14 protein-coding genes are annotated in these 22,274 nt (G+C 67.6%); 6 read left to right on the plus strand and 8 right to left on the minus strand.

Annotated features, from left to right (window positions below; genetic code table 11):
• Nucleotides 1–49: 49 nt before the first annotated feature.
• The 5 genes from HF690_RS12490 to HF690_RS12510 form a co-directional block, all read right to left on the minus strand.
• The gene (locus HF690_RS12490) at nucleotides 50–1,909 is read right to left on the minus strand and encodes a M1 family metallopeptidase (protein ID WP_168609681.1); all 1,860 of its coding nucleotides are present in this window, start codon (nucleotides 1,907–1,909) and stop codon (nucleotides 50–52) included.
• Between the two features lie 82 nt (nucleotides 1,910–1,991).
• Nucleotides 1,992–2,744: a bifunctional demethylmenaquinone methyltransferase/2-methoxy-6-polyprenyl-1,4-benzoquinol methylase UbiE gene (ubiE, locus tag HF690_RS12495; RefSeq protein ID WP_168609682.1), complete on the minus strand. Its 753-nt coding sequence runs from the start codon at nucleotides 2,742–2,744 to the stop codon at nucleotides 1,992–1,994.
• A gap of 28 nt (nucleotides 2,745–2,772) precedes the next feature.
• Nucleotides 2,773–5,340, minus strand: coding sequence for a glycerol-3-phosphate 1-O-acyltransferase PlsB (plsB, locus tag HF690_RS12500; protein ID WP_113065574.1), 2,568 nt, complete (start codon nucleotides 5,338–5,340; stop codon nucleotides 2,773–2,775).
• A gap of 74 nt (nucleotides 5,341–5,414) precedes the next feature.
• Entirely contained in the window at nucleotides 5,415–6,371 is a 957-nt protein-coding gene (locus HF690_RS12505) for a hypothetical protein (RefSeq protein ID WP_168609683.1), read from the minus strand.
• A 273-nt stretch (nucleotides 6,372–6,644) separates the two neighbouring features.
• Nucleotides 6,645–7,550, minus strand: coding sequence for a 5'-nucleotidase, lipoprotein e(P4) family (locus tag HF690_RS12510; RefSeq protein ID WP_113065576.1), 906 nt, complete (start codon nucleotides 7,548–7,550; stop codon nucleotides 6,645–6,647).
• 148 nt (nucleotides 7,551–7,698) lie between these two features.
• Here HF690_RS12510 and HF690_RS12515 point away from each other — a divergent pair, with 148 nt between their 5' ends.
• Nucleotides 7,699–8,724: an AI-2E family transporter gene (locus HF690_RS12515; RefSeq protein WP_168609684.1), complete on the plus strand. Its 1,026-nt coding sequence runs from the start codon at nucleotides 7,699–7,701 to the stop codon at nucleotides 8,722–8,724.
• Nucleotides 8,725–8,753: 29 nt separating this feature from the next.
• On the opposite strand, the gene HF690_RS12520 is transcribed toward HF690_RS12515, so the two are convergent.
• Nucleotides 8,754–10,733 carry a UvrD-helicase domain-containing protein gene (locus tag HF690_RS12520; protein ID WP_168609685.1) on the minus strand — a complete coding sequence of 660 codons (1,980 nt, stop codon included), beginning with the start codon at nucleotides 10,731–10,733 and terminating at the stop codon, nucleotides 8,754–8,756.
• A 402-nt stretch (nucleotides 10,734–11,135) separates the two neighbouring features.
• On the opposite strand from HF690_RS12520, the gene HF690_RS12525 reads away from it, so the two are divergent.
• The 4 genes from HF690_RS12525 (at nucleotide 11,136) to HF690_RS12540 (ending at nucleotide 15,199) form a co-directional block, all read left to right on the plus strand.
• Complete coding sequence (locus HF690_RS12525) at nucleotides 11,136–12,440, plus strand: NAD(P)/FAD-dependent oxidoreductase (protein WP_168609686.1); 1,305 nt, start codon at nucleotides 11,136–11,138, stop codon at nucleotides 12,438–12,440.
• A gap of 78 nt (nucleotides 12,441–12,518) precedes the next feature.
• The gene (locus tag HF690_RS12530) at nucleotides 12,519–13,157 is read left to right on the plus strand and encodes a thymidine kinase (protein ID WP_113065634.1); all 639 of its coding nucleotides are present in this window, start codon (nucleotides 12,519–12,521) and stop codon (nucleotides 13,155–13,157) included.
• Nucleotides 13,158–13,182: 25 nt separating this feature from the next.
• The gene (locus HF690_RS12535; protein WP_113065580.1) at nucleotides 13,183–13,962 is read left to right on the plus strand and encodes a hypothetical protein; all 780 of its coding nucleotides are present in this window, start codon (nucleotides 13,183–13,185) and stop codon (nucleotides 13,960–13,962) included.
• 28 nt (nucleotides 13,963–13,990) lie between these two features.
• Nucleotides 13,991–15,199 carry an APC family permease gene (locus tag HF690_RS12540; RefSeq protein WP_168609687.1) on the plus strand — a complete coding sequence of 403 codons (1,209 nt, stop codon included), beginning with the start codon at nucleotides 13,991–13,993 and terminating at the stop codon, nucleotides 15,197–15,199.
• A gap of 2 nt (nucleotides 15,200–15,201) precedes the next feature.
• On the opposite strand, the gene mutM is transcribed toward HF690_RS12540, so the two are convergent.
• Entirely contained in the window at nucleotides 15,202–16,014 is an 813-nt protein-coding gene (gene mutM / locus HF690_RS12545) for a bifunctional DNA-formamidopyrimidine glycosylase/DNA-(apurinic or apyrimidinic site) lyase (RefSeq protein ID WP_113065582.1), read from the minus strand.
• A gap of 136 nt (nucleotides 16,015–16,150) precedes the next feature.
• Between mutM and HF690_RS12550 the strand changes: the two genes are divergently transcribed.
• Nucleotides 16,151–17,731, plus strand: a complete 1,581-nt coding sequence (locus HF690_RS12550) for a S10 family peptidase (protein ID WP_168609688.1) — start codon at nucleotides 16,151–16,153, stop codon at nucleotides 17,729–17,731.
• A 69-nt stretch (nucleotides 17,732–17,800) separates the two neighbouring features.
• Here the strand turns inward: HF690_RS12550 and HF690_RS12555 are convergent, their stop codons facing one another.
• A complete protein-coding gene (locus tag HF690_RS12555) occupies nucleotides 17,801–22,201 on the minus strand; it encodes a DEAD/DEAH box helicase (RefSeq protein ID WP_168609689.1) in 4,401 nt (1,466 codons plus the stop codon).
• Nucleotides 22,202–22,274: the final 73 nt, after the last annotated feature.

Raw genomic sequence — 22,274 nt, forward strand, 5'->3', positions numbered from 1 at the left:
TGTGCGGGGGCCGTATGCGCGAACGCAGACCCCGCAGGGTCGTGCAAGTTCAGTGATGCATGCGCCGGTCGGCGCGGGCGAACAGCTTCTCCACCGCTTCCTGGGTCAGCGGGTGGTAGCCGGACCGGGCCTGGGCGTAGACCTTCCGCGCGAACGCCAGGCCGTCCGGTGTCTTCGCCAGGGCCCGGTACAGCGGCAGGGTCAGATACAGGCGGCCGATCCGCGTCATGTGCTCGGCGGCGGCCGGCCACACGGCCTTGTCGCCGGCGGCGATGGCGTGGATGTACCAGCGCATGCCGATCTCCGCGTTCGGCGTGCCGGTCAGGTGCCAGGCGGCATCGAGCGCCTTCATCTTCGCCAACGGCGGTGCGTCGGGCAGGCGGTCGAGGAAGTACATCCATTCCTGCGTGTTCCAGTCCTTCGCGTCCAGCTTCGCGGCGGGCAGGTTGCCGGCGAGGAACGCGGCGCGCTCGGTGTCGATGGCGTCGAAGCGCGGCGAATCGGGCAGCTTGGCGTCCTTGGGGATGCCGGTGCCGTAGACCCATTGCTTCACTTCGTCCCAGCTCATCTTGCCCGGGTACTTGTCGATGAGATGGGGCTTGAGGTACGCCAGCATCTGCTCGGTGGTGATCGAATGCCAGGCGAAGTGGTCGAAGTAACCCTTCAGGTAGGCGTCGAAATGTGCGCGACCGAAGCGGCGTTCCAGCGTGCGCAGGAACCACGAGCCCTTGTCGTAGGCGACGTCGGACAGCGAGTCGTCCGCACCGACGCCGCGCGGATCGGGCGCCAGCTTCTGGCTGTTCGGCGGCATGTGGCCGATGCTTTTCTGCAGCGCGCGCGCGGACAGCAGCACTTCCTCATCGGCCAGGCGCTTGCCGTACAGCGCTTCGGTGATGCGGCCCTGCACGTAGGTCGTGAAACCCTCGTTGAGCCAGATGTCGCGCCAGGTCGCGGCGGTGACCAGGTTGCCCGACCACGAGTGCGCCAGCTCGTGCGCGACCAGCGACACCAGACTCTTGTCGCCGACCAGCACAGTCGGCGTGGCGAAGGTCATGTTGGGGTTTTCCATGCCGCCGTAGGGGAAGCTCGGCGGCAGCACCAGGATGTCGTAGCGGCCCCAGCGGTAGGGGCCGTACAGCGACTCCGCGGTGGCGATCATCTTCTCGGTGTCCTCGAACTCGTGCGCCGCCTTGGCGACTACGGACGGTTCGGCGTAGACCGCGCTACGCGGTCCGGTCTGACGCACGTCGATATCGCCGGCCGCGATCGCCATCAGGTAGGACGGGATCGGGTGCGTCTGCTCGAAGCGGAAGTCACCGTCGAGCGGATGTTCGGGATCGTTGGGCGCGCTCATCAGTACGCGGAGGTTCTCCGGCGCGGTGATGTGGGCGTCGTAGGTGAAGCGGACCGCCGGCGAGTCCTGCAGCGGAATCCAGGAACGCGCGTAGACCGACTCGGACTGCGAGAACATGAACGGATGCTTCTTGTCCGCGGTCTGCGCCGGCGGCAGCCACTGCAGGCCGCCGGCGTCGGGCGAGGTGGAGTAGGCGATGCGCACCATGCCCGGATGCTTCGGCGCGGCGATGGTCAGCTTGCGGCCCATGTTCTTCTGCGGCGGTGCCAGCACGTACGACAGCTTGCGGGTGGTGCCGTCCTCGGACACCGCTTTCACGCTGGCGATCTTCAGATCGCTGGTGTCGAGTACCAGGTCGCGCGCCTTCGGATCCTTCCAGTGCAGCGACAGGGTGGCATCGCCGCGCAGTTCCCTGTGCGCGAAATCCATGTGCAGGTCGAGGTCGAGGTGGGTGACCACGACCTTGTCGGGCTGGGCGTAGGAATGCGGGTCGCCCGCCTGCGCGGTCAGCGGCAGCAGCAGGGCGGTCAGAGCCAGGGTGGCGAGCAGTCGCATGGCAGACATCCGGCGGGAACAGGTGCGCCAGTATGCCATCGCTGCCCAAACGGCTTCGCGTGACGAAGGTCGGGCCGGTCGACTAGAACTTGTAGCCGCGATGGATCGCGACGATGCCGCCGGTCAGGTTGCGCACGTCGACGCGACCGAAGCCGGCGCGTTCCATCATGCTCTTCAGGGTTTCCTGGTCCGGGTGCTTGCGGATCGATTCGGCGAGGTAGCGGTAGCTGTCGCTGTCACCGGCGAACAGGCGGCCCAGGCGCGGCAGCACCTGGAACGAATGGAAGTCGTACAGTTTGCCGAATGTCTCGTTATGGACCCGGGAGAACTCCAGCACCAGCAGGCGTCCGCCGGGCTTGAGCACGCGGCACATGTCGGCCAGCGCCTTGTCCTTGTCGGTGACGTTGCGCAGGCCGAAGGCGATGGTCACGGCGTCGAAGCTGTTGTCCGGGAACGGCAGCGCCTCGGCGTTCATCTGTGCCCAGCGCAGGCCGCGGACCAGACCGCGGTCGGTGAGGCGGTCGCGGCCGACCGACAGCATGGCGGCGTTGATGTCGCCGACCACCACTTCGCCGGTCTCGCCCACGACCGGCTTGAGCAGTGCGGCGATGTCGCCGGTGCCGCCGGCCAGATCCAGCACGCGGTCACCCTTGCGCACGCCGCTGACGGCGACGAAGTGGCGCTTCCACAGGCGATGCACGCCGAACGACATCAGGTCGTTCATCAGGTCGTAGTTGCGCGCGACCGAGGTGAAGACCTGGCCGACCAGTTTCTGCTTCTCCTCGACGGGGACGTCGCGGAAGCCGAAATGGGTGGTGGATGACTGCTTATTCATGCCGCGCATGCTACACGAAGCCGGCGTCTCAGGCGCTCGAATCCTTGCCGGGTGGCGACGCGTCCGCGGGCGTTTCGCCGTCGTTCTCGTCGCCGCCGGGCGTGATCTTCAGGATCGAGTGCCGGATGTCGCGGCTCAGCACCACGCGCGCGTCGCGCACCAGGTCGTTGAGCACCGGGTCGAAGTCCAGCTTGCCGTCGTCGTCGGTCCACAGCATCTTGCGCTCGCGCAGCTTCTGGATGAAGCCGCGGAACAGCGACTTGTCGAAGAACTCCGGTGCGGTCAGTTCCTGCAGCAGGCCCAGCCGCTGTGCGGTGAGGATGCAGGTCTTCTCCAGTTCGCCCATGGTCAGGGTGCCGGGGCCGTTCTTCACCAGTGCGGCGATGGCGATGAAGTAGCGCTCGAAGGCCTGCATCAGGCTGCGCGCGATGACACGCAGCTGGAAGGCGCTGTCGTCGCCGCCGCGACCGCGTTTCAGCTTGCGCTCGTCGCCCTGCGGTTCCAGCAGGCCGCGGCCGAGGAAGAAGTCGATAGTGGCTTGCAGCTGCTCGCGGAAGCCGTCTTCGTCCCAGCGCAGGAACAGCTCGCCGCGCAGGAACGGGTAGATGATCTGCCCCAGCCGCAGCACCGACGGGCGGCTCATGCGCTTGTTGTTGAGGAAGCAGGTGGCGACCCACGCCGCGCAGGCGATCAGGTGCAGCACGTTGTTGCGGAAATAGCTCAGCAGCACGGCCTGCTCGTCGTCGACCACGATGACGTCGCCCAGTGGATGCTGCACGCGTCGCACCCAGCCCATTTCCTCGCCGTAGGCAATGATCTGTGCCGGTGTGGACGGGGTCACGGTGACGCGGTCGGAATAGGGCAGTTCGGTCAGCAGGGCCGTGGTCAGCTCCAGCTGCGCCAGCAGGTCGGTCTCGGCCATCGCGTGCTTGGGCGTGGCCAGGAGCGTCAGCGCCAGCAGATTGATCGGATTGACGTCGGCGCTGGCGTTGATGTTGACCTGGATGCGCTCGGCCAGCTGATCGGTGACCTGCGACAGCCATTCGGGCTTGGCTTCCGGGTCCAGCGGTGTGTTCTTCCAGTCTTCGCTGGCCGCGTCCAGCATCGGTGTCAGCTCGATGGGTTCGCCGAAACTCAGCGCGACATGGCCGAAGTGCTGGCGCAGCACCTGGCGCGCGCCGCGCAGCAGGTTGAACCAGGATTCCTTCTCCTTCGGCTTGCCCGATAGCTCGCCGATGTAGGAGGTGCCTTCCATCAGCTTCTCGTAGCCGATATAGACCGGCTGGAACAGCACCGGGCGGCGCGGCGCGCGCAGGAACGCGCGTACCGTCATCGACAGCATGCCGGCGCGCGGCGTCAGCAGGCGGCCGGTGCGCGAGCGTCCGCCTTCGATGAAGTACTCCATCGGCACGCCGCGATCGACCAGCTGCGCCAGGTACTCCTTGAAGATGGTCGAGTACATCGCATTGCCGCGGAAGCTGCGGCGCAGGAAGAACGCGCCGCCGCGACGCAGGAAGCTGCCGAGCACCGGCAGGTTGAGGTTGGCGCCGGCGGCGATGTGCGGCACCACCACGCCGGACACGTGCAGCTGATAGCTCATCAGCAGGTAGTCGGCATGGCTGCGGTGGCTGGGCACGTAGACCACTTCGTGACCGGGCGCGACGGCGCGCGCCTTGTCGAAGTGGTGCATGGCGATGCCGTCGTACAGCTTGTTCCAGAACCACGACAGCAGGAACGACGCCGAACGCACGACTGGATGCGAGTAGTCGGCGGCGATCTCGCGGGCCATGGCATAGGCGCGGCGTTCGGCCTTGGCCAGCGCGATCTTCTCGCGCGTGGCGGTGGCGGCGATGGCGGCGCGCACCGGTTCGGCGTTGAGCACGCTGTCGAGCACCGTGCGGCGGTGCGACAGATCGGGCCCGATCACGGCGGCGCGGATGCGGCGGAAATGCGTGCGCAGCACGCGGCCGATCTTGCGCGACAGCCGCTCGACGTCGACCACGTCCTCGGGCGATTCCTCGGCCAGGCTCTGGCGCAGGCTGATCGGTGCGGAGAAATGCACCACGGTGTCGCGGCCGTTCAGCATCAGCGCCAACAGACGCCGGAAACGGCCGACCACGACCCAGTTTTCCGAGAACAGCACGCGGAACCAGCCGCTCTCGCGCGTCGGCGCGCGGCCGACGTAGATCGAGACCGGCACCAGTTGCACGTCCCGGTCGGGCGATTGCTTCAGCGCCTGCAGCAGCTGCGTCAGCGGTGCATGGGCGACGCGCCGACGGCGACCGAAGATCCAGCCGTAGCGGCGACTCAGCGCGAACATCGCACGCTGGCGGCGCAGCGGCAGGCCGGCGATGGCCTGATCGGGATCGGGCAGGCCGGCTTCGTGGCAGGCGCGGTCGAGGATCAGCGCATCGGACAGGCCGTGGCGTTCGATCACGTAGCAAACGGGAACGTCCGGCTGCAGCAGGGCGGCCGGTTCGGCGGGATCGCGCTTGATGCGCACCCAGGGTTCCATGAGGCGCGACAGCAGCGAGCGATGCCAGCGCTGGCCCGCACGCGGCATGCCGCGCTCGGCCGGAGAATCGGGGGTGTTCATGCCGGATATTGTACCGGGGAACGGTCGCGATCCGGCATGCCGTGATCAAGGCATGCCGGATCGCGTGAACGCACTTACTTGGCGCTGCTGGCCGAATCGGCGGGCAGCGCGGCGGGGGCGTTGCCTGCAGTCGCGGTGCTGGAGGCTGCGGCGGGCGCATGCCTGTCCAGCGCCTTGCGCCAGTGGTCCAGCAAGTCCTTGTCGTACCAGCGATCGTCAACCTTGACCAGATCCAGGGTCATGCTCTGCGGCTGGCCCAGCAGGGTGTAGTCGACCTTCACCGTGGCAGTGTGTGCATCGCTGGTCAGCGTCTTGGCCTTGGCCGAATCCAGGGTCTTGTCGAGGGAAAGGCCGTACACCTTCAGCGCCTTCTTCACGCCCCCCCAGACCACGCCGTACTTCTTCATGGACTCGTCGTAGCCCATCGAAGTGGCTTGATCCAGCGTCTTGATGTCGAGCTTGCGCGCCGTGGACGTCAGCACGCCGATGGCCTGCTTGAGCTTGTCCGGGTCGGTCCAGGGCACCTTCTGCGCCCACTGGCCCAGCGCGCTGACCACGTCGGTGGCCTGCTTCTTCTGGTCCGGCGTCAGGTTCTTGGCGTTGCTGATCTGCGTGTCGAGCATGATCTGGCCGACACCGATCATCATCGGCAGCTGGGTCTTGTACTTCTTGTCCAGCTGCTGGAGCTTGGGCTGCGTCTCGGCCCAGATCTTCTGTTCGGCGTCCGGCGCGGTCAGTTTGGCCATGTTCTCGGCGAACTGCTGGCGGTCGTGTTCGCTGATTTGCTTCATCTTGCTGTGCTGCGCCGTCCACTGCGCGCGCATTTCCTTGTAGTCCGCGGGCGGCAGCACGTGTTGCAGCAGCGGGTCGAACTGGCCGTTCTTCAGCAGCTCGATGCTGGTCAGCACGGTCTTGGCCGGCGTAGTGCTGGCCGTAGCGGACTGCTGCGCCGCCTTGTCGCTTTTGCCGCAGGCCGGCAACAGGGCGAAGGCGAAGGCCGCGACCAGCCATCGGGATCGGACGTTGAGCATGCGGGCGAACTCCTGAAAAGGTGTGGACCGGCAGCGTAGAGGCGTGTCCGATCGCAGGCAAGTGTGGATCGACACACGGTCGGAAGTCATGCCTTGGCGGCACCGTCGGCATGAAAAAGCCCCGCGTCGATCCCGACGCGGGGCGATCCGGAAACATGCCGGTAGGGAAATGGCCGATCGGGCAGCGCGTGCGGCGGGACCGGCGGTTTCAGCATAGCGAGGCGCAAAACCTAATGCAACGCACTAGGTTTGATTCATAACTTCATGTTCTTGCTAGTTATCGGCATGCAAGGCATCGATCTTTGCCTTGCGCCGCACGTTGGCCGGCTGCTCCCAGTCGTTGCCGAACATGGCCGGCTCCCACGAGCCGTACATCGGGTTCGGGAACACGTACCAGCGTTCGCCGATCCAGGCCGCGTAGGGCGCCATGGCTTTGCGGCGACCCTCGGTGGTGTTGTTCAGCACAGTCATGAAGTCGCCGACCTGATCGCCGAACTGCATCAGCACGCGGTAGTGCTCGCCAATCAGCTGGCGGCGGCAGGTCTTCTGCGAACCGATCTGCTCGCAGCCCTTGACGAAGGTGCCCAGGCCGAGAAACGCGTTCTTGCCGTGGACCGGGAAGCCGGCCTTGCGCAGGTTCTCCAGCGTGGCCTGGTCCAGATCCTGCGCGCGGTTGGAGATGTAGAACACGCGCACGCCGTGCTTGTCGGCGAACTTGGTGAACGCCAGCGCGCCGGGCAGCGCCTTGGCCTTGGCTTCCTTCACCCAGGCACCCCAGGTGGCTTCGTTGTAGGCCTTGCCGCTCTGGATCAGGCGCGCTTCGTAGGGCGAGTTGTCGAGCACGGTCTCGTCGATGTCGAGAATCACCGCCGGCTTCAGCTTGGCGACCGGACCGGTGCGCTCGTTGTGCGGCAGCGCGTCCCAGTGCTTGTTCTTCAGCGCCTTGAGCAGCTTTTCCTGCGCATCGCGATAGATTTCGCGGAAGACCAGGTCATGCTCGACCGCGTTCTGCGTCCAGGCTGTCGCGTTGAGCAGGTCGTTGGGCGCCGGACCGACCGGCTGGGGCGCGGGTGCTGTGACCGGAGCCGGGGCGGGTGCGAGAACGGGCTTGGGTTGCGGCGCGGTCGCGGCGCAGCCGGCCAGCAGCAGACCGGCGAACAGGGGCAGGGCGATCCTCATCAATCTCTCCGTGGGAAAAGTGCACGCCAAAGGCGCAAGTTTCGGCGAAGTGTACGACAGCGTCGTGACAGACGGGCGTGACCGACGGGGCTGGTCACGCGGGGGCGGTCGCTGACAGACTGCCGGTTCCCTGGCCGCGCGTCGCCCCATGAACACCATCGCCTTCTTGTCCCGCAACCTGACCCTGACCAGCTACGTACTGGCTGCGGCCGGCTTGCTGCTGACGCTCTATCTGCACCTGTTGCCGGCGTTGCTGGCGGGACTGCTGGTCTACGAGCTGATCGTGATCTCCACCAACATGCTGCAGCGGCGCTGGATCGGCAGCCGCGCCCGCGCCCGCTGGGTCGTGGTCAGTGTGCTGGCCGTGGTGCTGGTCGGATTGCTGATTCTGGCCGTGCTCGGCATCGTTTCGGTACTGCATGCCGAACTGGGCAATCCGCAGGACTTCTGGAGCGACCAGTTGATGCCGCTGGTCGACAAGGCGCGCCAGCAGCTGCCGCCTTGGGTGGTCGACCATCTGCCGGACAGCGTCGACGACTTGCGCAACTCCACGCTGGACTGGCTGCAGACCCACGCCGGCACGTTGCAGCTGGCCGGCAAGGAGGCCGCGCGCGTGCTGGTGCACATTCTCATCGGACTGGTGCTGGGCGCGGTGGTGGCGTTGAGCCACGTGCGTCCGCACGGTGAAGGCGGACCGTTGGCGGAGGCGCTGGCCGAGCGTGCCGAGCGGCTGGCCGGCGCGTTCCACGACATCGTCTTCGCACAGGTGAAGATCTCGCTGGTCAACACGGTGTTCACCGGGGCGTTCCTGCTCGGCGTGCTGCCGCTGTTCGGCGTGCATCTGCCGCTGGCCAAGACGCTGGTGCTGGTGACCTTCATCGCCGGGCTGCTGCCGGTGATCGGCAACCTGATCTCCAACACGCTGATCACGGTGGTGGCGCTGTCGGTGTCGCTGGGCACGGGCATCGCCGCGCTGGTGTTCCTGATCGGCATCCACAAGCTCGAGTACTTCCTCAACGCCACCATCATCGGCACGCGTATCCGCGCCCGCGCCTGGGAATTGCTGATTGCGATGCTGGTGATGGAAGCCGCGTTCGGCCTGCCGGGCGTGATCGCCGCGCCGATTTTCTATGCCTATCTGAAGGGCGAGCTGGAAAAGGCCGCGCTGGTGTAGCGCGGCCGCAGGCGGTCTCTGTTGCGGAATCAGTCGCCCAGCAGCGCGGCGAGCTTGGCGATGTGTGACTCGGCGGTTTCGCGCGCGACCTCGGCGTCGGCGTTGGGGTCTCGACCTTGCCAGTGCAGTTCGGCCTCGGGCAGTTCCTTCAGGAAGCGGCTGGGCTGGTTGGTCAGCAGCTCGCCGAAGCGGCGTGTGCGCGCGCTGAAGGACAGCGTCAGCAGTTCCTTGGCGCGGGTGATGCCGACGTACATCAGGCGCCGTTCCTCGTCGACGCGGCCCTCGTCCATCGCGCCCTCGTGCGGCAGGGTACCGTCCTCGCAGCCGACGATGAACACGAAGCGGAATTCCAGCCCCTTGGCCGCGTGCAGCGTCATCATGCGCAGCGCGTTGCCGGGATCGTCGCGGTCGGCGTGGGTCAGCAGCGCCAGCTGCGAAGTCAGGTCGCCGGCGCGGCCGCCGTCCTTGCCCATGGCGCGGAACCATTCGACCAGTTCGCGCAGGTTGCCCATGCGGCGTTCGCGCTGCGCGGGATCGGGCGCCTGCGCGGCGAGGTAGGCACCGTAGTGAGTGCGTTCGAGCACGGCTTCGACCAGATCGGCGGCGCTGGAGGTCGCGGCGGTCTGGCGCAGACCGTCGATCAGGCGCACGAAGCCGGCCAGCGCGGCGGCCGGGCGCGAGGCCAGCGCACGCAGCGCGCTGTCGTTGCGGGCGGCGTCGAGCATCGAGGTGTGACGCGTCTGCGCCAGCGTGCCCAGCTTTTCCAGCGTGGTCGCGCCGATCTCGCGTTTGGGGCAGTTGACCACGCGCAGGAAGGCCGCGTCGTCCGACGGGTTGGCGATCAGGCGCAGGTAGCACAGCACGTCCTTGACCTCGGCACGGTCGAGGAACGACAGCGCGCCGGACAAGTGGTACGGCACACGTGCCAGGCGCAGCGCCTTTTCCAGTGCCCGGGCCTGATGGTTGCCGCGGTAGAGGATCGCGAACTCGTTCCAGCGCGCCTTGTGCTTCTCGGCCAGGTGCGAGGCGATGGAGGCGATGCGCTCGGCCTCGTGGTCGTTGTCATTGCATTCGAGCACGCGGATCGGTGGGCCGTCCGGCAGCTCGCTCCACAGGCTCTTCTGGTGCAGATGCGGGTTATTGGCGATCAGCGTGTTGGCGGCGCGCAGGATGCGCTTGGCGCAGCGGTAGTTCTGCTCCAGCTTGATGACCTTCAGCTTGGGCCAGTCGCGGCCCAGCTGGTCGATGTTCTCCGGGTTGGCGCCGCGCCAGGCGTAGATCGACTGGTCGTCGTCGCCCACGCAGGTGATGCCGCCGCGCGGGCCGATCAGGCACTTCAGCAGGCGGTACTGGGCGTCGTTGGTGTCCTGGTATTCGTCCACCAGCAGATAGCGCAGACGTTCCTGCCAGCCGGCGCGTGCCTCGGCGTCGCTTTCCAGCACCTGCAGCGGCAGGCGGATGAGATCGTCGAAATCGACCGCGTTGTAGGCGGCCAGCCGGGCCTGGTAGCGCTCGTAGATGCTGGCGGCCTCCAGTTCGGGCGCGCCGCGCGCGGCATCGGCGGCCTGCTTCGGCGTCAGGCCCGCGTTCTTGGCCTGCGAGACCAGGTTGCGCAGTCGCCACAGTGCGTCCGGCTTGATGCCGGCCGGCGCCAGTTCCTTGATGAGCGCGCCGCTGTCGTCGGCATCCAGTACCGAGAAATTGCGCCGCAGACCGGCGCGTTCGTGCTCGATGTGCAGGAATTTCAGGCCCAGCGCATGGAAGGTGCACACGGTCAGCGCCTGCGCCGCCTCGGCGCTGATCATCTTCGCCACGCGCTCGCGCATCTCGCGCGCGGCCTTGTTGGTGAAGGTGATGGCCGCGATCTTGTGCGGCGCCAGGTTCCGGCGCGCGATCAGGTGGGCGATCTTCTCGGTGATGACGCGGGTCTTGCCCGAGCCGGCGCCGGCGAGCACCAGCAGCGGGCCGTCCACGTATTCGACGGCGGCGTGTTGTTGCGGATTGAGCATGGGAAACCGGGCGGGACTGCAGGCGCAAAGGATCGCGGGGCGTGCCGCGCGATGCAAGCCGGTTCGCAAAGATGTCGGTGGGACGCGGGTTTTCCGCGGCGATCACCAGAGATGTCCCGGCCATGGGGACGACGAAGAAGGTGAATCGGTGTCTGTCGGAAGCGGGCTCGGCAGGGTGCATCGTTCCCGAGCGCTGGGTCCGGCATGGAGCGCTGATTTTCGTAAAATCCGCAGCGCGCTGTCCGCTGTTCGCACGGGTAGTCAGTCGGCACGGTGTCCCGGACAACGAAACGGGCTTTCTGGATATCATGCCGGCAACGTTGAATGGGGTGGAGCATCCCGGTCGTGAAGGCCGTTCCGGGGAGTACAGACGAAGTGCAGGCGAGCAGCGCGACAACGACCATGTCGTGTCAGGTACTGGTGATCGGTGGCGGGCCGGCGGGAAGCACGGCTGCCACGTTGCTGGCGCGGCGCGGCTACCGTGTGATGCTGCTGGAAAAGGCGTGTCATCCGCGCTTCCACATCGGTGAATCGCTGCTGCCGATGAACCTGCCGATCTTCGAGCGCCTGGGCGTGCTGGACAAGGTGCGCGCGCTGGGCGTGCACAAGAACGGTGCCGAGTTCGAGGCCGACAACGAGCGCGGTTACAACACGTTCGAGTTCAAGCGCAGTTTTGGCGACAGTCCGCCGCATGCCTATCAGGTGCGGCGCGAGGATTTCGACTGCATGCTGTTCGAGCATGCCCGTGCCGAAGGCGTGGATGCGCGCGAGGAGGCCTGTGTGACGGCGGTGGACCAGCGCAGCCCGCGTGAATCGTGGGTGCATGCGGCCACTGCGCAGGGCGAGATACGTATCCGTGCCGAGTACGTGATCGATGCCAGCGGTCGCGACGCCGTGCTGGGGCGTGCGCGCAAGCTGGTGCGTCGCAGTCGCGTGCACCAGACCGCGGCGTTGTTCGGCCACTACCGGGGCGTGCGTCGGCGCGAAGGCGAGGAGGCCGGCAACATCGGCATCTACCACTTCGAGCATGGCTGGATCTGGATGATTCCGCTGCCTGACGGCGTGACGAGCGTCGGCGCGGTGTGCCGCCCGGATTATCTCAAGCAGCGACGCGGCGGACGCACCGCCTTTCTGCGCGATACGCTGGACATGCACGGCATTGCGCGCGAGCGCATGCGCGGCGCCGAATTGATCGACGGCAAGGTGCATGCCGCCGGCAACTATTCCTACGACTCGTGCCGCATGGGTGGCCCTGGCTGGATGCTGATCGGCGACGCCTTCGCGTTTCTGGATCCGGTGTTCTCGACCGGCGTGTACCTGGCCATGGATGGCGCCGAGCAGGCCGCCGAGGTCGTGGACCGTGCGCTTGTCGATCCCGCTTGCGAGCGGCGTCTGCAGCGGCGGCTGGAACGACGCATGCGTCGCGGCATGGCGCGCGTGGCCTGGTTCATACACCGCTTCAACACGCCTGCGATCAAGAAAATGTTCCGTGCGCCGCGCGACATTCTCGGCGTGGAGCGCGGCGTGATCTCGATGCTGGCCGGCGACGTGTTCGATTCGCGTGCGGTACGCGGTCGACTGCTGCTGTTCAAGCTGATGCACGCGGCCTTCGTGCTGACCGGATTGCGCCGCTGGCACGCAGCGCGGCGCGATCGTCGCGTGCAGGTGAGCAGCCGCTATGCCGAACCAGAGGAGCCGGCGGCCTGAGTGTGGTCTTTGCGCGCGCTACACTGTGCCGTCCACGCATCGCCGCGCGATGCACCGTCCAACGACATTTCGGCGATCATGGCCAAACTCTATTTCTATTATTCGGCGATGAACGCCGGCAAGACCACCACGCTGCTGCAGAGCGCGTACAACTACCACGAGCGCGGCATGCGCACGCTGATCCTGACGCCAGCGCTGGACAACCGTTACGGCGAGGGCGTGGTGGCTTCGCGTATCGGTCTGAAGGCGAACGCGCGGCGCTTCGCCGGCGACGCCGACCTGCTGGCCACCGTGCGCAAGGACATCGCCGAGCGTGGCGACCTGCACTGCGTGCTGGTCGACGAGGCGCAGTTCCTGACCCGCGCGCAGGTGTGGCAGATCACCGACGTGGTCGACGCACTCGGCATCCCGGTGCTGGCCTACGGCCTGCGCACCGATTTTCGCGGCGATCTGTTCGAGGGCAGCCGGCACCTGCTGGCCTGGGCCGACAACCTGGAAGAGATCAAGACCATCTGCCACAGCGGCCGCAAGGCGACGATGGTGGTGCGTGTGGACGAGCAGGGTCGGGTGGTCAGCGACGGCCCGCAGGTTGAGATCGGCGGCAACGATCGTTATGTCTCCGTGAGCCGCGCCGAATTCAAGAAGATCATGGCCGGCGAGGGCCGCGTCGAGTTGCAGCAGGATGTGCTGCCGCTGGGCGACCGGGCCGACGACTGACCTTTCACGTACACGGAGCCGACTGATGAGCGACACGCGATCCACCGCGAGCGAATGGCCGCGTCCCAACTGGTCGGCCGGCGACGAACATGCGGTCCTGCTGTTCTTCGTCTTCGGCACGTTCGCCAAGGAGCTGCGCATTCCCGCCGCGCGGCACGGCAGCAAGGGCCTGCCCGCGGGCGTCGAGCTGTTCCGCTATCCGCGCGAGACGCTGGAGCAGTGGGAGGGCTTTCCTCTGCACGGCGCGCTGGGCGAGATGCTGCGGCAGGATCATCCGACCGCGTTCGAGGCCGCGATGGCGGCGCCGGAAGTGCTCAGTGTGCGCGGTCGGCTGGAGGATGCAGCCAGCCTCGACTACCTGCGCGACACCCTGGGCGTGATTGCCGGGCTGATGGATATCGGCGGCGTGGCTGTGGCCGATCCGCAGATCCTGAGCTTGTTCGACCAGGAAACCTGGCAGGATCGCTTCATGGTCGAGGGCGGCGCTCCGCCGCGCCATCACGTACTGATCCTGTGCAACGAGGACGAAGACGCGGGGGGCGGCATGGCCTGGGTACGCACGCGCGGCATGCGCAAGTTCGGTCGCCCCGACATCAGCATCCGCGGCGTGCCGCACAAGCAGGCCGACGCCGCCGGAGAGCTGTGCCTGCGCCTGGTCGAGATGCAGGTCATGGGCACGCATTTCAGCGATGGTCAGGAACTGGAGATCGAGGGTCTGCCGGATGTATTGAAGGCGCGGCGAGGCGGAAGTTTGGACGATCCGCATTTCAACAACACGCACGTCGAGCTGGTCTGGCCGAAGTGATCGCCACACCGCTTCAGGGAAGAGGTTGATGGGTTCGCACGCGCCTGCGCTGAATGCGTTGACAGTGGTGGTGGCCGCGGTGGCGCTGGGCGTGCTGCTGTGGCCGACCGTGCGTCGGCGACCTGCCTGGCGGGCGACCGTGACGCCGCTGGCCTCGATCATCGGTTCGGGCTTTCTCGTCGTCGGGCCGGTGCTGGCCGGCGTCGCGGGAAGTTGGGCCACGGCCGCGATGATCGGGCTGTGCGTGCTGGCCTGGCTGTTCGGTTCCGCCATCCGCTTCAACATTGTCCATGCCGAACCATTGCGCGACAGCGAGACGCGTCCGCACCTGCAGGCCCTGGACCGACTTTCCGAGGTGATGCTGGCGTTCGCCTATTTCATCTCCGTGGCCTATTACCTGAACCTGCTTGGCGCGTATCTGCTCAAGGGTTTCGGCGTGGTCGACCCGACCTGGGAGCGTATGGCGACCAGTGTGATCGTGCTGGCGCTGGGCGTGCTCGGATACTGGCGCGGCTTCAAGGCCATCGAGCGCGTGGAAGTGTTCGCGGTCAGCTTCAAGCTGGCGGTGATCGGCGGCTTGCTGGTGGCGCTGGCCCTGGTGCTGGCGCTCGGCGACGTGCACGGCCATGCGCCGGCCGCCGAGGACGGCACCGGCTGGCACGTCGCGCGCGTGCTGCTGGGCACGGTGATTCTGGTGCAGGGCTTCGAGACGTCGCGCTTCCTCGGCAGACACTACGACGCGACCACGCGTGTGCGCAGCATGCGCTGGGCGCAGTTGCTGTCCACGGGTATCTACGTGGCCTTCATTGCACTGGTGCTGCCGCATGTGCCGCAGCGCGCGCTGGGCCTGGGCGCGGAGACACAGATCGTCGACATTGTCGGCGGTGTCGCCGCCGTGCTCGGTCCGCTGCTGGTGCTGGCCGCAGTGGCCTCGCAACTGTCCGCCGCGGTCGCGGACATGGGTGGCGCGGGCGGCCTGCTGCACGAAGTCACCAGTCAGCGCGTGTCGCCGCGCATGGCGTATCTCGGCATCACGGTGGCGGCACTGATTCTGACCTGGAGCGTCGATATCTTCGGCCTCATCGCCTTCGCCAGCCGCGCCTTTGCGGTGTACTACACGATGCAGTGCCTGCTGGCCTTCGTGCTCGCCGAAGGGCGGCCGTTGCGCCGCGTGCTGTTCGCGCTAGGCGCGGTGCTGGCGTTTGCCGTCGTCGTGTTCGGCATTCCGGCCGGTTGATTTCAGCGCTGGCAGCGCGGGCAGTAGAACGTCGTGCGTTGGCCCAGGGTCACGGACCGCACCGGCGTCGCGCATTGCCGGCAGGGTTCGCCGGCACGGCCGTAAACGGCCAACTCCTGTTCGAAGTAGCCCGGCGCGCCGTCCGGGGCGAGGAAGTCGCGCAGGGTGGTGCCGCCGCGTTCGATGGCGTGCGCGAGAATGCGCCGGATGGCGTCGGCCAGCACGGCGTAGCGTTCGCGCGACACGCGACCCGCGGCTCGCGCCGGGTGGATGCCGGCCGCGAACAGCGCCTCGCTGGCGTAGATGTTGCCCACGCCGACGACCACGGCCTGATCCATGATGAAGGTCTTCACCGCGCTGCGTCGACCGCGCGACAGGTGCCATAGCAGGTCGCCGTCGAAGGCATCCGACAGTGGTTCCGGACCGAGCGAGGCCAGCAGCGGGTGCACCTCACCCGGCGCCTGCCACAGCAGGCAGCCGAAGCGGCGCGGATCGGTGAAACGCAGCGCTTGCCCCGAATCCAGCAGCAGGTCGTAGTGATCGTGGCGACCGACCGGCGTGTCCGGCGGCAGCACGCGCAGCATGCCCGACATGCCCAGATGCAGCAGCGCGCTGCCGGCTTCGGTTTCCAGCAGCAGGTACTTGGCGCGGCGCGTGATGGCGTCGACGGTGCGTCCGGGCAGGCATTCGCCGATCGCGGCCGGGATCGGCCAGCGCAGGTCGGGACGGCGCAGCGTCACGGTCTCGATGCGGCGGCCGGTCAGATGCGGGGCGATGCCGCGGCGGGTGGTTTCGACTTCGGGCAATTCGGGCATGCACGGGTTATGCGGTCTGCGCCGCCGATACGCAAGCGAAGCGTGACTTCATGCCCATGGGGCGCGCGTGGTTCAGGCGTATGCTGAAGGGATGACCGCGTTCGCGGCCGTCCCCCGTTCCTCGTAGGAGAACCTCATGCGTAAATTCGCATCCTGGGCCGCGCTGACCGCGCTGTGCCTGTGCGCGACGCCGATGATCGCCAGTGCCAAAGACGCCAACAAGGCATCGGACGCCGCGTCTTCGCCCGACGCGGCCCTCGCCACACCGCAGAAATCCGTGTCCAGCGGCAGCGTCACGGTCGAAGGCAAACGCATCCAGTACACCGCCGTGGCCGGCACCATCGTCCTGCATGGCAAGGGCGACGACGAGAACACGCCGACCGCCAGTCTCTTCTACGTGGCCTATTTCAAGAAGGGCGCCGACCCGTCGAAGCGGCCGGTCACGTTTCTGTACAACGGCGGTCCGGGCTCGGCCTCGGTCTGGCTGCACATGGGCGCGTTCGGACCGCGTCGCGTGCAGACCAGCGACCACACCCACACGCCGGCGGCACCGTACAAACTGGTCAACAACGACTACAGCCTGCTCGACGCCAGCGATCTGGTGTTCATCGACGCACCGGGCACCGGCTTTTCGCGTCTGATCGCGCAGACCGGCAAGGACAAGCGCGACGCGCTGATGAAGAAGCGCGCCAAGCAGTTCTACAGTGTCGACGGCGACGGCCAGGCGTTCGCGCAGTTCGTCACCCGCTTCCTGTCGACCTACGGGCGCTGGAATTCGCCCAAGTATCTGTTCGGCGAAAGCTACGGCACCACGCGCTCGGCGGTACTCTCGAACATTCTGGAGAACCAGGATTCGGTCGACCTCAACGGCGTGGTGCTGCTGTCGCAGATCCTCAGCTTCGACAACAGCCCGGACAGCCCGTCGGACAACCCCGGCGTCGACCAACCGTACGTGCTGGCGCTGCCGACCTACGCCGCGACCGCGTGGTACCACCACAAGCTGCCGCAGCCGCCGGCCGATCTGCCGACCCTGATGAAGCAGGTCGAGTCCTTCGCGACCGGCGAATACAGCCAGGCGCTGGCCGCCGGCTCCATGCTGGACCCGGCGCGCAAGCAGGCCGTGGCCGAGAAACTGCACCAGTACACCGGCCTGCCGGTGGCCTATCTGGTGAAGGCGGACCTGCGCGTCAGCGGGCCGATGTTCGAGCACGAGCTGCTCAGCAAGGAAGGCGATTCCACCGGTCGTCTGGACACGCGCTTCGCCGGTCCGAGCATGGACCCGATGAGCAAGACCATCCAGTACGATCCGCAGTCCTCGGCCATCAGCTCGGCCTACGTGGCGACCTTCAACAACTACGTGCGCAAGACGCTGAAGTTCGGCCAGGACAAGCATTACCGCCTGTTCGCCGGCTTTGATCACTGGGACTTCACGCATGACCACAACCAGCAGTCGCTCAATGTCATGACCGACCTGGCCGAGGCCATGAAGGCCAACCCGGACCTGAAGGTGATGATGAACGGCGGTTACTACGACATGGCCACGCCGTTCTTCGCCGCCGAGTACGAGCTGGACCATCTGCCGATTCCGCAGCGTCTGCACAAGAACATTTCCGTGCACCTGTACCAGTCGGGCCACATGGTCTACGCGCACCTGCCGTCGCTGAAGAAACTGCACGACAACGTGGCCGCGTTCATCCGCTCGACCGATCACGGCTGATCGGCGTCCTTTGCGCAGGCTGCCGGTCGGTTCCGGCAGCCTGCGCATGGTCTCTCCGGTTCGGGCGCTTCAGCCCGACGAACGCCGGCCCGATGGCGCCTGCGCATCGGGTGCGGGCAACGGTGCGGGTGGCTCGGCTCGCGCATCGTGGCGCAGCAGGATCTGCCGCACGGCGGCCTGTTCGGCCGATGAAAGCTCGACGAGCGCCTGGAACTGACCGGCCACCTGTGCCGCGATGGCGATGCCGTCGCGATAGAGGATGCGCGAACCGGTCACGGCCGGAATGCGCTGTCCGCTCAGCAGGGTGCCGACCAAATTCAGTGGATCGGCGCCGCACACGCACACCAGCGTGCCGTCGGCCTCGCGGCGTCGCGTCTGGCGCAGCAGCTCGATGGCTTCGGGCAGGGCGAATTGCTCGCCGACCAGGCCATCCACGAAACGGCCGCCGCGGATCTCGCCGCGCGCCTCCAGTCGATGATAGACGCGCAGCAGCGCACGCCAAGGCGGCAGCCACGGCGCCTCGCGCTGCAGAATGCGCCAGCACACCACGCCATAGCGGCGCAGCAGGGTGCGGGCGACGTGTTCGATCGCGTCCGGGTCGGGTTCGGCCGTGGACGCGCGCACCAGCGACCAGCGTCCGGCATCGGCGATCTCGCCCAGTGCGTGATGGCGCACGCGACGGCGTTTGTGCTGGCGGCGCTTGCTGCCGGGAATCAGTAGCGCGCGCAGGCCGGCGAAGCTGTCGGCGGTGACCATGCCGGTGGCGACCAGTTCGCCGAGTGCGTCCTCCAGCTCGACCTGCAACAGCCGCGCGTGTTCGGTGAGTTCGTCGAAGAACAGCGCGCCGTGCTCGGCCAGCGCCTCGGCGACGGCCTGGGCGCGGGAAGACAGCTTCGGCATCTCGCTAGTGTCGCTGGCGGCGATGGACGTCCACAGCGCACGTTCGCGGCGCGGCAGCAGCACCAGCGGCGTGGCCAGCACCGGGCCGGCGGCGGCGTGCTCGCCGCTGCGTGCGCGCAGGCGCATCCACACCAGCCGACCGGCGCGACATTGCGCGTCCAGCCAGCCGGCTTCGTAGTCGGCTACGCGCATGGGCAGGATCTCGCTTTCCCACGCACCGGCGGCAGCTTCGTAGCCTTCCAGCTGGGTCAGCACGCCGGCCAGCGCGTCCGGACCGCGCACGCGCGCGTCCGGGGCGACGTGCTGCCAGGCGAACAGGAAACGCATGAAGTCGCGCCGCGGGACCGGACGAATTTCGCGGCGCAGGCGGCCCAGCGTGTAGCGGTGGATGCGCGCCAGCAGGTGGCGTTCGCACCATTCCTCGGTCTGGGCGTCGGGGGTGAAGCGGCCGCGCATCACCGTGCCTTCGCGTTCCAGCGCGGCCAGGGCGATGGCGATGTCGCCTTCGCCGGCGCCGAGATCGGCGGCCAGCGTGGCGACCGGCGTCGGGCCGAGGCCGCCGAGACGACCGCGCAGCAGGTCCACCAGCGCGGTCTCGGGCGTCCAGTCCTGCGCGGCGTATTCGGCGGGCGCGGTGATGGCCGGTTGCAACGTGGCGTCGGGATGCAGCGCCTGCCACGCCGGCAGGCGTTCGGCGGCGACCCAACGGACCTGGCCGTCGGCGTCGCGCGTGGCCGTGGCGCGAGAGGCTTTTGCCAGTGCGTGCAGCCAGTCGTTCCAACCGTCGTGCGTGGCGATTTCGTCGGCGGTGATCGCGCCGAGGCCGGTCAGCGCCTCGTGCATTTCGTCGGCATCGCGCACGTCGGGCCAGGCCTCCTCGCGCACCGCGGCGATGGCCTCGGGGTCGAGCGCGGCCAAGTCGTCGGCGCTGTCCGGGTCCTGCCAGCGGCGGGTCTGCACGGCCTGGGTGCGGCGCTCCTCCAGCGGCGCGTCGTCGAGGAAGGCGTAGGGCGCGGCGTTGAGCACGCCGGCGGCCAGCGGCGAGGGCGCCGGCAGATCGCGCGCGAGCATGCGGATGGCGCCGGATTCCAGGCCCTTCAGCACGCCCAGCAGACCGTCGATGTCCATCGCCTCGTGCAGACAGTCGTGCAGGGTTTGCGCGACCAGCGGATGATCGGGAATCTCGCGCTCGCCGACGATGTTCTCCAGACAGGCGACCTGATCGGGGAACACGCTGGCCAGCAGGTCCTCGCTTTTCATGCGTTGCAGTTGCGGCGGCACCTTGCGGCCGCCCTGCATGCGCGGCAGCGCCAGCGCGTTGGTAGCGTTCCAGCGCCAGCGGACCGGGAACAGCGGCGCGTCCAGCAGCGCCTGCACCAGCACGTGTTCGGCGGTGTTCGAGTGCAGGTACTGCGCGACTTCGTCCAGCGGGAAGCTGTGGCTGGTCGACAGCGACAGCACGATGGCGTCCTCGGTGGCGGCGGCCTGCAGCTCGAAATTGAAGCTGCGGCAGAAGCGCTTGCGCAGCGCCAGGCCCCAGGCGCGGTTGATGCGGCTGCCATAGGGCGAGTGGATCACCAGCTGCATGCCGCCGGATTCGTCGAAGAAGCGCTCCATGACCAGCGTGTCCAGCGTCGGTAGCGCGCCGAGCACGGCCTGCGCGCCGCCGAGGTAGTCGACGATCTGCACGGCGGCGGCCTCGGGCAGGCCGAGTTCGCCTTGCAGCCATGCGCGCGTCGCATCGCTGCCGTCCGCGTGCAGGCGCTCGCCGACGGTTTTGCGCAGCCGCGCCACGCCAGCCGAGAGTTCATCGGTGCGACCGGGCGCTTCGCCGATCCAGAACGGAATGCTGGGCGGCAGGCCACGCGCATCTTCCACGCGCAGGCGGTCACGTTCGACGCGCAGGATGCGGTAGCTCTGGTTGCCGAGCTGGAAAATATCGCCGGCCATGCTCTCGACGGCGAAGTCCTCGTTCACCGTGCCGATGATCTGCGCCTGCGGTTCCAGTTCGACGAAGTAGTCGCCGGTGTCGGGAATGGTGCCGCCCGAGGTCAGCGCGGTCAGGCGCGCGTTGCGACGACCGTGCAGGCGGCCGTGCACGGCGTCGCGGTGCAGGTAGGCCGCGCGCGGACCGTTGCGGGTGGTGAAGCCGTCGGCGAGCATGCGCACCACGGCGTCGTAGGTGTCGCGCTTGAGGTCTGCATAGGGCTGCGCGCGGCGCAGGGTGTCGAACAGCGCGTCCTGGTCCCAGTCGCGGCTGGCGACCTCGGCGACGATCTGCTGTGCCAGCACGTCCAGCGGCGAGGGCGGCACGAGCAAGGCGTCCAGTTCGTCGCGGCGCACGCAGTCCAGCAGCGCGGCGCATTCGATCAGATCGTCGCGCGTGCTCGGGAACAGGCGGCCTTTCGGCGTGCCGCCAACGCTATGGCCGGAGCGGCCCACGCGTTGCAGGAAGGCGGCGATGGAGCGCGGCGAACCGAGCTGGCAGACCAGTTCGACGTCGCCGATGTCGATGCCCAGCTCCAGCGAGGCGGTGGCGACCAGCACGCGCAGGTCGCCTTGCTTGAGGCGCCGCTCGGCGGCCAGGCGGTGTTCCTTGGACAGGCTGCCGTGATGCGCGGCGACGGCATCCTCGCCCAGCCGTTCGGCCAGCGCGCGCGCGGTGCGTTCGGCCATGCGCCGTGTGTTGACGAATACCAGCGTGGTGCGGTGGCTTTCGACCAGATTGGCGATGCGGTGGTACACCAGCGTCCAGGCATCGCCGGACATCACCGCATCCAGCGGCAGCGGCGGTAGTTCCAGTGCGAGATCGCGTTCGCGGGTGTAGCCGACATCGACGATGACGCAGTCCGGTGCCGCGTCGTTCGTGTCGGGCGTCGGCGCATCGACGGGCAGGGCAGCGTGCCGTCCGGCACCGACCAGGAAGCGGGCTACGCGTTCGATCGGTTTCTGCGTCGCCGACAGGCCGATGCGCGTCAGCGGTCGCTGGCACAGCGCTTCGAGCCGCTCCAGCGTCAGCGCCAGATGCGAGCCACGCTTGGAGCCGGCGATGGCGTGAATTTCGTCGACGATGACCGTGGTCGCGGTGGCCAGCGTGGCGCGGCCCGATTCCGACCCCATCAGCACGTACAGCGACTCGGGCGTGGTGACCAGGATGTGCGGCGGCTGCTTGCGCATCGCCGTGCGCTCGCGCTGCGGAGTGTCGCCGGTGCGCACCGCAGTGCGGATCACCACGTCGGGCAGGCCGTACCGTTCCAGTTCGGCGCGGATGCCTTCCAGCGGCTGCTCCAGATTCAGATGGATGTCGTTGGACAGCGCCTTCAGCGGCGAGACGTAGACGATCTGCGTGGCGTCCGGCAGCGTGCCGTCGTGCTCCAGCCCTTCGCGCACCAGCGCATCGATGGCGGCGAGAAAGGCGGTCAGGGTCTTGCCCGATCCGGTCGGCGCGGCAACCAGTGTGTGTTGGCCGGCACGGATCGACGGCCACGCTGCGACCTGCGCCGGCGTCGGCGCTTCGAAGCTGCGCTCGAACCAGGCAGCGACAGCGGGATGGAAGTGCTCTAGAGGCATGGCTGTTGGTCGGGCATGCGCCACGTGTCCAGGATACCCGCTGCGCCGGAAGGCAGCGGAACGAAAAGCTTAA

It is taken from the genome of Oleiagrimonas citrea, from assembly GCF_012395255.1.
Taxonomy (GTDB): domain Bacteria; phylum Pseudomonadota; class Gammaproteobacteria; order Xanthomonadales; family Rhodanobacteraceae; genus Oleiagrimonas; species Oleiagrimonas citrea.

Excerpts from the sequence above, each read along its gene's own strand:
- HF690_RS12490 (WP_168609681.1), bottom strand. The coding sequence starts at position 1,909 with ATGCGACTGCTCGCCACCCTGGCTCTGACCGCCCTGCTGCTGCCGCTG.
- ubiE (WP_168609682.1), bottom strand. The coding sequence starts at position 2,744 with ATGAATAAGCAGTCATCCACCACCCATTTCGGCTTCCGCGACGTCCCC.
- plsB (WP_113065574.1), bottom strand. The coding sequence starts at position 5,340 with ATGAACACCCCCGATTCTCCGGCCGAGCGCGGCATGCCGCGTGCGGGC.
- HF690_RS12505 (WP_168609683.1), bottom strand. The coding sequence starts at position 6,371 with ATGCTCAACGTCCGATCCCGATGGCTGGTCGCGGCCTTCGCCTTCGCC.
- HF690_RS12510 (WP_113065576.1), bottom strand. The coding sequence starts at position 7,550 with ATGAGGATCGCCCTGCCCCTGTTCGCCGGTCTGCTGCTGGCCGGCTGC.
- HF690_RS12515 (WP_168609684.1), top strand. The coding sequence starts at position 7,699 with ATGAACACCATCGCCTTCTTGTCCCGCAACCTGACCCTGACCAGCTAC.
- HF690_RS12520 (WP_168609685.1), bottom strand. The coding sequence starts at position 10,733 with ATGCTCAATCCGCAACAACACGCCGCCGTCGAATACGTGGACGGCCCG.
- HF690_RS12525 (WP_168609686.1), top strand. The coding sequence starts at position 11,136 with ATGTCGTGTCAGGTACTGGTGATCGGTGGCGGGCCGGCGGGAAGCACG.
- HF690_RS12530 (WP_113065634.1), top strand. The coding sequence starts at position 12,519 with ATGGCCAAACTCTATTTCTATTATTCGGCGATGAACGCCGGCAAGACC.
- HF690_RS12535 (WP_113065580.1), top strand. The coding sequence starts at position 13,183 with ATGAGCGACACGCGATCCACCGCGAGCGAATGGCCGCGTCCCAACTGG.
- HF690_RS12540 (WP_168609687.1), top strand. The coding sequence starts at position 13,991 with ATGGGTTCGCACGCGCCTGCGCTGAATGCGTTGACAGTGGTGGTGGCC.
- mutM (WP_113065582.1), bottom strand. The coding sequence starts at position 16,014 with ATGCCCGAATTGCCCGAAGTCGAAACCACCCGCCGCGGCATCGCCCCG.
- HF690_RS12550 (WP_168609688.1), top strand. The coding sequence starts at position 16,151 with ATGCGTAAATTCGCATCCTGGGCCGCGCTGACCGCGCTGTGCCTGTGC.
- HF690_RS12555 (WP_168609689.1), bottom strand. The coding sequence starts at position 22,201 with ATGCCTCTAGAGCACTTCCATCCCGCTGTCGCTGCCTGGTTCGAGCGC.